The sequence below is a fragment of the Erwinia sp. AnSW2-5 genome, assembly GCF_045107195.1.
GTDB lineage: Bacteria > Pseudomonadota > Gammaproteobacteria > Enterobacterales > Enterobacteriaceae > Erwinia.
Map to the genome: position 1 here is coordinate 1 of NZ_JBJGXA010000057.1, position 1393 is coordinate 1393.

Annotated in this window: 2 protein-coding genes; both read left to right on the forward strand. The window is 46.0% G+C overall.

Annotated features, from left to right (window positions below):
- Positions 1-851, forward strand: an 851-nt coding sequence (locus ACFL9S_RS23485) for a VENN motif pre-toxin domain-containing protein (protein ID WP_405264285.1), incomplete at its 5' end; no start/stop codon positions are given.
- On the forward strand, positions 851-1195 hold the full coding sequence (locus ACFL9S_RS23490; protein ID WP_405264286.1) for a hypothetical protein: 345 nt from the start codon (positions 851-853) through the stop codon (positions 1193-1195). The genes ACFL9S_RS23485 and ACFL9S_RS23490, both read left to right, overlap by 1 nt.
- Positions 1196-1393: the final 198 nt, after the last annotated feature.

Genomic DNA, 1393 nt, shown 5'->3' on the forward strand with positions numbered 1-1393 from the left:
TGGTCGGAGACAACACCGGCAGTGCCGTCTATGCGGCGCAGGCAGGGAAGACGACGGTGGAGAATAACTCTCTATCGGGGGACAAAGCCCGGGAGTCTGTGAAGCAAAGTGCTGAACATTGGAAAGATCAGGTCAGGGATAAGCTCGGCAACGGTACCACTTCTTCCATCGCCAACGGCATTATTAATGCCCTGGCTGATACCAGTGATACAGCCTTAGGCTCAGCGGACTATGTTGCAGATGCGGCAATGGCGCTGGCCTCCTGTGCTGCTAGAGATGGCTACTGCGACAGGGCATTAAGTGACCTGTCCGGGAAAAATCAGGCAGTCGCGGACAACGTTAAGGCGCTGATGAACAGCGATACCTGGTCTGCGGTGAAAGACACAGTAGTGCAGGCATCGGAAGGAAATCAGCTTGCGCTGGAAGCGACGGGTGGGATGCTGGCGGGGATAATACTGCCAGGTAAAAAGGTTCCGGGAATTACTGCGGCGCAGACGATCGCCAATTCTGTAGTTGATGCGAAAAAATTTGATTATCTTTTTGGCAGGGCAACCGGTAATAGTCATACATTGGATCGTACAAATCAGCTTGCTCTGGAAATGAAACAATTAGGTATTACTGATGATATTAATGGCCATGCAGTTCTGGCTGAACATTTTACTCAGGCGACAAAAATACCAAATAATGTTGTGAAAAAATATACGGATCAATACGGTAGCTTTGAGATTAGAGAGTCTTTCTTCATTGGCCCTTCAGGAAAGGCTACTATGTTTGAAAGTACTTTCAAAATTACGGGCGATGGTACTCGTCAATTCATTACGACTATACCGAAAAATGGGGTAACTAAGTAATGTTTATAGAAAATAAACCCGATGAAATTGAGTTGCTCTCTTTTTTTGAAAGTGAACCAGTCTCGTTTGAGAGAGAGAATGTCAGCTTTTTGTATACAGCAAAAGATCAATGCGGCCTTAGTATTGATTTTTCGTTTAGCGTTATTGAAGGTTGGATTCAGTACGCAATGAAACTACATGATAAAGAAATTTCACATAGCGCTATCGATGGTGTGAGTTCATTTAGCATAAAAAGTGATAACTTAGGTGATTATATTTATATTGAAGTTGTTGCAGAGGGGCTAATAAATAAAGTTGAGATACGTATAAGGCCGGATATAAAAATTAGCTCTGTGATTAGATAATGAAAACCCCGGCCATCGAGCCGGGATTTTTTTGCCGGTTACCAGGTCAGTTACCGCCGCGCTTCTTCGGCTTTGCCATGACCTGAATCACGTCCATCAGTTCGCGTTGCTTACGGGCTGAGAGCTTGGGGCAGAGCTGGCGCAGGGTCTGTATCACCTCCGGCTCCGGTGGCGGTGTAAGTATCCCTGCAATCCGCG

Bases quoted from the DNA above. Each gene is read 5' to 3' on its own strand.
- ACFL9S_RS23490 (WP_405264286.1), top strand. From the start codon at position 851: ATGTTTATAGAAAATAAACCCGATGAAATTGAGTTGCTCTCTTTTTTT.